Here is a 9,065-nt window from a genome sequence, read left to right as displayed (position 1 = left end):
CGCCGCGCCCTTCGTCGCCTGTCCCATAAGCGAAGGGCGCGGCCACAGCCGTCATGCTCGGGCTTGACCCGAGCATCTCAGGCCGGAGGAGGCTTTGATCGGCGCGTTCTGGTCCTGAGATTCCCGGGTCTGCGCGGAGTTTATCCTTGGGCCGACCGAAGGTCGGACCCGAGGGCTTCGCCCGAGAATGACGCACAGGTCATCGTCGCCCGCAGGCCTTGCCTGCGGGCGTTTATCCATTGAGGGGCAGCGGAGCGCCGCGAGGCGCGTTTGGTATCCGCTTCCATTGAGCCAGGAAGCGGCGCGAGAGGATTGAGCCACCTCCCGCACGCCCCGTGGCGCTCCGCCATGGCGGCGTTCTTGAGTCTCCGGGCCGCGCTTGCGGGAGGCTGGCCGCCCTGCCGCCGGCCGCTCGCGCCAGTTCCCCTTGCGGGCGAGTCGCGCTTGCGGCGTGGCAGCCGGCTTACTCCATCCTCCACCTAGCGAGCTCCTCGCACAGGGACCGTAGTATCCCCAGGGCGGTTCCCGAAGCCTCCCGGGAGCAAGGCGCAACCCTCGCCCGCAGGCGCCGCACCCACCCCGCCAAACGACATGCCTCCGGATGGCCGCCCCTCGGGGATGAGGTGCGGGGGATGATACGGGAGGTTTTTCGAGGCGGGGATTAGTTTTCTCGCCTGTCCTGCTCCGCGCCTCCCCGTCATGGTCCATTGTGCCGACCATCCACGTCTTCGCCAGGATGACCCTCGCTCCCAAGGATCATCTATCTGCATTGGTGCGGGTGGCTAACATCGACCGACTTGAATTTCGGAACGCTTTGACCACCGCCGAGTAGGGAAGGCGCTTGGCTGGGCTCTCGGCGCCTGTCAGCGCTAATATCTGCAGGTTCTCGCCCTTCCGGTTCACGATGAGGCTAGGCAAATCGCGCCAGCCCTCCAGTCGCAAATTGCCGACAAGCGCGCGACGGAGTGTCGTCGTTACGATGTCGACTAGTTCCAGCCCTGGCTCCGCTGCGTACGAAAATCGGAAGCTCTCGCCCATCAGCAAATTTATGTTGAGCACGCTGGCACGGTTCGAGAGCAGTTCGCTGGGAGCGATTGAGCGAAAGAACTCTGTCGGCTCCGTCTCAAATCTCGAGGTGTGCCTGAAATTGAAGTCGCGGCACCACCCAATTGGGTCTCGCATCATGGCCGTTTGCATCCACGGCATGATAGCCTTTGACCACCATTGTTCCCACGGCGTCGGGTTTGCTTGGCGGCCCTTGGCATCGATTACCCAGTGGAAGCCTGCCAGCTCCCGCGGTCGCCGCTGTGCATAGTAGTTGGGGGCAATCTCAAGGACATTCCGCACTAGATAGAATGTGACCAACGCCTGGACATACAGGGGCATGCTGAGCGCTTCGAGCTGTCGCCGCGCTTTCCAAATGTTGTCGACCAGGGAGGGGTGATGTGCGTCGGTCAGCGTGTCAGTCATTCCGACAGCTTGATTGGCCTGGTGTCGACGTATGATCTCCTCGGTGTGCATACCTAGGTCGATTATTGTGGCTTCGAACAGGGTCTCGTAACGGCGCAGGAGCCGAATGATCTCCGCAACGTCGGCCTCGTAGAGCAGCCGTCCTTTCACTTCGCCCTTGTCCTGCGGCAGCCGCGGCCTGAGGCGCCGGTAAGCCTGTTGCAACTTCGGCCATTTGCTTTCGGGGACGATCAGGGCTCCGACCACGGAGATGCTGGCGCCCACTCCGACGCCGCCAAATGATCCCGATTCATCGATAAAGATGTGCACTAGTCCGGGTTACAGGTCGGGGAGGACTGAGAAAAGTCCGGATGCAAGCGCGCGGGGACAACTCAGCACCTCAATGACCTTTCGTAATGCAGGATCCTCGCCAAGCACCACAAACATGGCAAGCTCGCACTCACACCCTACCTCCGCCCCCTCCGCCTCCCGCGCTCCTCGCCCGCCCCTTTAGGCCGCGACTCCGGCACCGGGCCCATCTCGTCCAGCCCCGGCTTGCGCGGCCTTGCCACGCTCGCTTTCGGCTTGGCCTCGCCGCCACCCCAGTTATGCGGCCCCATATCGGCGTCGGTCGGCTTGCGGGCGCGGGTCGGCAGGTTGGCGCTCGCGCCATAGCTGCGCTCGCCCTTGTACTTCCCCGCGCTCGCCTCGACCTCGCCTTGCCTCGCCAGCGGGTCGTCGGCGATGGCGAGTTCGGTCGCCTGCAGGCGCTTGATCTCGTCGCGCAGGCGCGCGGCGGTCTCGAATTCGAGGTCGGCGGCGGCCTCGCGCATGCGCTTCTCGAGATCGGCGATCGCCGCCTTGAGGTTGTGGCCCGAGGCCGGGATGTCGCTCAGGCCCTTGTCGACGGTGACGCGGTCGCGCTCGTAGACCGAGCCCAAAATGTCGCCGATGGCGCGCTTGATCGTCTGGGGCGTGATGCCGTTGGCGGCGTTGTAGGCCTCCTGCTTCTCGCGGCGGCGATTGGTCTCGGCCATCGCCCGCTCCATCGAGCCGGTGATGTGGTCGGCATAGAGGACGACCTTGCCGTCGACATTGCGGGCGGCGCGGCCGATGGTCTGGATCAGCGAGGTCTCGGAGCGCAGGAAGCCTTCCTTGTCGGCGTCGAGAATGGCGACGAAGCCGCATTCGGGGATGTCGAGGCCCTCGCGCAAGAGGTTGATGCCGACCAGCACGTCGAAGGTCCCGAGGCGCAGATCGCGCAGGATCTCGATGCGCTCGATCGTGTCGATGTCGGAGTGCATGTAGCGCACCCGCACGCCGTTCTCGTGCAGGTACTCGGTCAAATCCTCGGCCATGCGCTTGGTCAGCACGGTGACGAGGGTGCGGAAGCCCTTGGCGGTGACCTCCTTGATCTCGTCGAGCAGGTCGGCGACCTGGTGCTTGGCCGGGCGGATCTCGACCGGCGGGTCGATCAGCCCGGTCGGGCGGATGACCTGCTCGGTGAAGACGCCGCCGGTCTGCTCCATCTCCCAGCCGCCGGGCGTCGCCGAGACATGGATCGAGCCCGGGCGCATCGCGTCCCATTCCTCGAAGCGCAAGGGCCGGTTGTCCATGCAGGAGGGCAGGCGGAAGCCGTATTCGGCCAAGGTCGCCTTGCGGCGGAAGTCGCCCTTGTACATGGCGCCGATCTGCGGAACCGTGACATGGCTCTCATCGGTGAAGACGAGGGCGTTGTCGGGCAGGTATTCGAACAGGGTCGGCGGCGGCTCGCCCGGCTTGCGGCCGGTGAGATAGCGCGAATAGTTCTCGATGCCGTTGCACGAGCCGGTCGCCTCGATCATCTCGATGTCGAAGGTGCAGCGCTGGTCGAGCCGCTGCGCCTCGAGATAGCGGCCCATGCGGTTGAGCTCGTCGAGCCGGCCCTTGAGCTCCGCCTTGATGCTCTTGACCGCCTGGGTCAGCGTCGGGCGCGGCGTGGTGTAGTGCGAGTTGCCGTAGACCTTGATGAATTCGAGATCGCCGGTCTTCTGGCCGGTCAGCGGGTCGAACTCGGCGATCGATTCGATCTCGTCGCCGAACAGGCCGATACGCCAGGCGCGGTCCTCATAGTGCGCCGGGAACAACTCGATGCTGTCGCCCCGCACCCGGAAGGAGCCGCGCGAAAAATCATGCTGGGTGCGCTTGTACTGCAGCGCGACGAGGTCGGCGATCAGCTGGCGCTGCTCGATGCGCTCGCCGAGCTTCAGCGAGAAGGTCATCGCCGTATAGGTCTCGACCGAGCCGATGCCGTAGATGCAGGAGACGGAGGCGACGATGATGACGTCGTCGCGTTCGAGCAGCGAGCGCGTCGCCGAATGGCGCATCCGGTCGATCTGCTCGTTGATCGAGGATTCCTTCTCGATATAGGTGTCCGAGCGCGGGACATAGGCCTCGGGCTGGTAGTAGTCGTAATAGGAGACGAAGTACTCGACCGCGTTGTCGGGGAAGAAGCTCTTGAACTCCCCGTAGAGCTGGGCAGCCAGCGTCTTGTTCGGCGCGAGGATCAGCGCCGGGCGCTGCGTCTCCTCGATCACCTTGGCCATGGTGAAGGTTTTTCCGGAGCCGGTGACGCCGAGCAGCACCTGGTCGCGCTCCTGCCGGCGCACGCCGTCGACGAGGTCGGCGATCGCCACCGGCTGGTCGCCGGCCGGCTCGAAATCGGCCTGCATGCGGAAGCGCACCCCGCCTTCCGACTTCTCCGGCCGGGCCGGGCGGTGCGGCGTCCAGGCCTTGCCCGGCTCGATGAACGGGCTGCCGGTCTCGAGCAGATATTGCAGCGACTTCGCGGTCAGCGAGGCGGCGCTGTCGCTCTCCGGGTCGAAGGCGGAATCGGCCTTCTTCGAGAGCTTGCGCGGCTTCTTCTTCTCGCCGCCATCGGCCGGCCGCGCCTCATAGCCGGCCTGCGGCGTGTCCTTGAAGCCCGAGGCGCCGCCCGGCACCGCCGTGCCGCGGTTGATCGCCGGGTTGAGCAGGTCGGCGAGATAACCCTCCAGCGGCTTCAGCTCCGGCTTGGTCGCCTTTGAATTGGGCGTGCGGGCGCTGGCCGGCTTCTTCGCCGCGGGTTTCGCGAGCTTGGCCGTGGCGGCAGGCGTGGCGGTATCGGAGCTGGCATCGGGGCGCTTGGGCATGGCGGCAATATGGGCGCAGTTCGCGGCCGATGCGAGGGGGCGGGGCGCCCCGGCCGGCGGATTGGTGACAGGAGTTGACAGGGGCGAGAACGCAACCATTAGTTGTATAAACTAGAGATGCAATCAGTGGGAGGCGGCCATGTCGGGGGGCGGGGCTGATGCGGAAGCGGCGGAGGTCGACGCCTTCATCGCGAAATGGCGTGTCTCCGAAGGCGCCGAACGGGCGGCCTATGCCCAGTTCCTGATCGAATTCTGCCGCCTGGTCGCAGCCGAGACGCCGCTCCCGCCGACCAGCGATGCCGAGGCAGTGACCTATCGCTTCGAGTATCCGGTCGCCTTCCACGATGCCGCCGGCGCGACGACGACCGGCCGCATCGATCTCTACAGGAAGTCCTGCTTCGTACTCGAAGCCAAGCAAAGCCGGCTCAAGGGCCAGGGCAAGGAGATCCTGCTGGCCGAGGACGGGGCCGACGACCCGGCCGGGGCTCCGCGCGGCCGGCGCGGCGCCGATCGCTCCCTCGACGTGAAGATGCTGCACGCCAAGCGCCAGGCCGAGCATTACGCCCGCGCCTTGCCGGCCGCGCATGGCTGGCCGCCCTTCATCATCCTCTGCGATGTCGGGCACTGCTTCGAGTTCTATGCCGACTTTTCCGGCCAGGGGAAGAACTACGCCCAGTTCCCCGACCGGCACCGCTTCCGCGTCTATCTCGACGACCTGCGCGATCCTGCGGTCCGGGCCTGGATCGCCCGGGTCTGGAGTGACCCTGCAACTCTCGATCCCGCCCGCCATGCCGCCGTCGCGACGCGCCAGATCGCGGAGCGGCTCGCCGCCGTCTCGAAGGCGCTCGAGCGCCGCCACGACGCGGAGGATGTCGCGCTCTTCCTGATGCGCTGCCTGTTCACCATGTTCGCCGAGGATGTCGGCCTGATCCCGCGCGACAGCTTCAAGCGGCTGCTGCGCGAATGCCAGGCGGCGCCGCGGAGCTTCAAGCCGCTGGTCGAGGATCTCTGGCGGGCGATGGACCGGGGCGAGTACTCCTCGGCCGTGCGCGCCAGGATCAAGCGCTTCAACGGCCGGATGTTCGCCGAGCCGCAGGTCTTCGCGCTCGGCCGCGACGGCATCGCCGAGCTGCTCGCGGCGGCCGAGCATGACTGGAGCCTGGTCGAGCCGGCGATCTTCGGCGCGCTGCTCGAACAGGCGCTGGAGCCGGCCGAGCGGGCCAGGCTGGGGGCGCATTACACGCCGCGCGCCTATGTCGAGCGGCTGGTCGTCGAGACCGTGATATCGCCGCTGCGCGACGACTGGCGCGCCGTGCTCGGCGCCGCCCAGCAGGCGCGCGACGGCGGCAGCGCTAGAGCGGCGCTCGCTTTGGTCGAGGCTTTCCACCGGCAGCTCTGCGCGACGCGCGTGCTCGATCCCGCCTGCGGCACCGGCAATTTCCTGCACGTCGCGCAGGACCTGATGAAGCGGCTCGAGGGCGAGGTGCTGGAGACCGCGGCCGAGCTCGGCGCCGCCGAGCATCTCGGCGGCTTCGCCGAGCGTGGCGTCGGGCCGCGGCAGTTCTTCGGCATCGACGCCAATCGCCGCGCGGTGGCGATCGCCGACCTGATGCTCTGGATCGGCTATCTGCAATGGCATCTGCGCACGCGCGCCTTCGCGCCCAGCGAGCCGATCCTGCAGGAACTGGCGCAGATCGTCGCCGGCGACGCGCTGCTGGTCTGGGACGACTGGCCGGTGCCGACCATCGAGGCCGGCCGCGAGGTGGCGCCGCGCAATCCACGCCGGCCGCCCTGGCCGCAGGCCGAGTTCATCGTCGGCAACCCGCCCTTCATCGGCGGCAAGGATCTGCGCCGGCGGCTCGGCGACGGCTATGTCGCGGCGCTGCGCCTCGCCTGGCCGCAGATGAACGAGAGCGCCGATCTGGTGATGTACTGGTGGGACCGTGCCGCGGAACTGCTCACCCGGCCGGACACTGCGCTCCGGCGCTTCGGCTTCGTCACCACCAACTCGATCACCCAGCTCTTCCAGCGCCGCGTCGTCGAGCGGCATCTGAGCGCACGCAAGCCGGTCTCGCTGCTGCTGGCGATCGCCGACCATCCCTGGACCAAGGCCGGCAAGGACGCAGCGGCGGTACGCATCGCCATGACGGTGGCGGCGGCAGGCCGGCATGACGGGCGCCAGCTCGAGGTCGTCTCGGAGGCGGGGCTCGACAGCGACCAGCCGCAGATCGAGATCGTGGAACGGACCGGCCGGATCAATCCGGACCTGACCATCGGCGTCGATGCCACCCAGGCTCTCGCGCTGCTCGCCAACGAAAGCCTGTGCTCGCCCGGCGTCAAGCTGCACGGGGCGGGCTTCATCGTGAAGCCGGACGAGGCGATAGCGCTCGGCCTCGGCCGGCGGCCCGGGCTGGAAGCCCATATCCGGCCTTACCGCAACGGCCGCGATCTCACGGCGCGGCCACGCGGCGCGCTGGTCATCGATCTGCTCGGGCTCGATGCCGGCGAGGTCCGCGAGCGCTTTCCGGAGGTCTACCAGCACGTCAAGCTGACGGTGAAGGAGGAGAAGGACGCATCTGGCCGGCCCGTCGGCCGCGATGCCAACAACCGCCAATCCTATCGCGATCTATGGTGGGTCTTCGGAGAACCGCGCCGCGAATTGCGCCCGGCGCTTGCCGGCCTGCAGCGCTACATCGCCACCGTCGAGACGGCCAAGCACCGCGTCTTCCAGTTCCTCGACCGGACGATCCTGCCCGACAACATGCTCGTCGCCGTCGCCCTGTCGGACGCCTTCCATCTCGGCGTGCTGTCGTCGCGCATCCATGCGTTCTGGTGCTTGCAGCAAGGCGGGACGCTCGAAGATCGACCCCGCTACTCCAAATCGCGCTGCTTCGACCCGTTCCCCTTTCCCGAGATCGGCGAAGCGCAGAAGCAGGCGATCCGCGCCCCGGCCGAGGCGCTCGACGCCTTGCGCAAGCAGGTTCTGGCGGCACATCCCGACCTGACCCTGACCAGGCTCTACAATGTCCGCGGGGCGATCCGGGCAGGCGCTCCCCTGGCGGCGCAGGACGAGGATGTCCGCGATCGCGGCCTCGTCCTGATCCTCAGCGAGCATCACGATGCCCTCGATGCGGCCGTGGCCGCAGCCTATGGCTTGCCGGCCGAGAGTGGCGCGGAGCAAGTCCTTTCCCGGCTGGTCGGCCTCAATCGCGAACGCGGCCGCGAGGAGCGGCGCGGCGCGGTACGCTGGCTGCGGCCCGACTATCAGCGCCCTCGGCTCGGGCGTGCAGGCGTCATGGCGGAGCAGATCGAGGCACCCGAGCTGCTCGCCATGCCAGCGGCCGCGACCGGGCGGCCGCTGTTTCCGGCGCAGCCGGTCGAAAGGGTGGCGGCAGTGCTCGCTCTGCTGGCGGCTTCGCCGGCGCCGCTCGATGCCGAGGCGGTCGCGCTGCGCTTCCAGCAGGGGCTGAAGGTCAGGACCGCGGTTCGCGCCATCCTGGTCTCGCTCGCCCGGGTCGGCGAGGTCTCGACCGGCGATGGCGGACGCCGTTTCGCGCGGCGGCTGGTCGTCGGTGGTTAGGTCGGGGGACCCATAAACGGCAGCTCGGACTCAAGTTCCGGCCTGTCGCGGCGGCCGGGCGTCAGTCGTACAGATAGTAGCGCCGCCAGAGCGCCTTCCCGATCTCGCCGCCGATCTGGTAGCTGAGGTCGTGCACGTCGAGATGGCGCGGGCCGGTCTGGCATTTGTACCGGAGATGAAACCATTTGCCGCGACTGCGGAAGGCGGCCCCTTCCGCTGCGAGCCGGTCGCTCTGCTCGACCGGCTGCTTGAACGTATAGGCCACCACCTTGTCGACTTGCAGTTCGGGCTTGTCGCGATTGATCCGCAAAGTCACTTCGGTATCGCAGACCTCCTCGAGGCGCGTATGCGAATCCAGTCGCTCGAACTGCGGGCGTAGCCGGGCGTCGTAGGCGAGCGCCTGGCCAGGCGGCAGGAGCAGGAAGAGGCCGCAGAGCAGCGTGAGTTGCCGCGGGCCGAGCAGGGAATACGGACTAGGCATGGGGGCATCTTCAACGACAGGCTGCTGCCGCATGTCAACCTGATCGGCCTTGCACGATCCCGCCCAGACATAAAAGCGGCTTCCCACCGAGGTTTGCGCGTCAGCCGCCTCAGCAGACGGCCTGGCGCAGCGCCGGGGCGAGCAGGAGCTCCGAGGCGGAGCCGGTCTGGATCCAGCTATCGGCGCTCGCATCCTCCTCGGGCGGGTCGATCCGCACGAGAATCTGCTCGAGATCGCCGAGGCGGCAGAGGCGCTCGCGCGGAATCTCGGTGGTCATCGGCCCATCCGGCATCGAGCTGTCCTCGTTGCTGGCGACGATCGGCGCATCGCCGGGCAGGCCGATCGTCACCGTGCGCAGCCGTGTCGTGATCGGTGCATTGCCGGA

At 67.4% G+C, this 9,065-nt stretch carries 5 protein-coding genes; 1 reads left to right on the top strand and 4 read right to left on the bottom strand.

Features of this window, described 5'->3' with window-relative positions; translation table 11 throughout:
- Nucleotides 1–756 precede the first annotated feature (756 nt).
- Nucleotides 757–1,779 carry a hypothetical protein gene (locus V6M56_RS10935; protein ID WP_332683611.1) on the bottom strand — a complete coding sequence of 341 codons (1,023 nt, stop codon included), beginning with the start codon at nucleotides 1,777–1,779 and terminating at the stop codon, nucleotides 757–759.
- 137 nt (nucleotides 1,780–1,916) lie between these two features.
- Nucleotides 1,917–4,619: an excinuclease ABC subunit UvrB gene (uvrB, locus tag V6M56_RS10930; protein WP_332683610.1), complete on the bottom strand. Its 2,703-nt coding sequence runs from the start codon at nucleotides 4,617–4,619 to the stop codon at nucleotides 1,917–1,919.
- A gap of 139 nt (nucleotides 4,620–4,758) precedes the next feature.
- Here uvrB and V6M56_RS10925 point away from each other — a divergent pair, with 139 nt between their 5' ends.
- A complete protein-coding gene (locus V6M56_RS10925) occupies nucleotides 4,759–8,199 on the top strand; it encodes a DNA methyltransferase (protein ID WP_332683608.1) in 3,441 nt (1,146 codons plus the stop codon).
- A gap of 61 nt (nucleotides 8,200–8,260) precedes the next feature.
- Here the strand turns inward: V6M56_RS10925 and V6M56_RS10920 are convergent, their stop codons facing one another.
- Both V6M56_RS10920 and V6M56_RS10915 read right to left on the bottom strand, forming a co-directional pair.
- Entirely contained in the window at nucleotides 8,261–8,680 is a 420-nt protein-coding gene (locus V6M56_RS10920) for a DUF930 domain-containing protein (RefSeq protein WP_332683607.1), read from the bottom strand.
- 109 nt (nucleotides 8,681–8,789) lie between these two features.
- A partial coding sequence (locus V6M56_RS10915) for a hypothetical protein (RefSeq protein WP_332683606.1) occupies nucleotides 8,790–9,065 on the bottom strand: 276 nt, incomplete at its 5' end.

This window comes from Allobosea sp., assembly GCF_036675845.1.
GTDB lineage: Bacteria > Pseudomonadota > Alphaproteobacteria > Rhizobiales > Beijerinckiaceae > Allobosea.
This window is presented reverse-complemented; position numbering and strand designations above follow the sequence as displayed.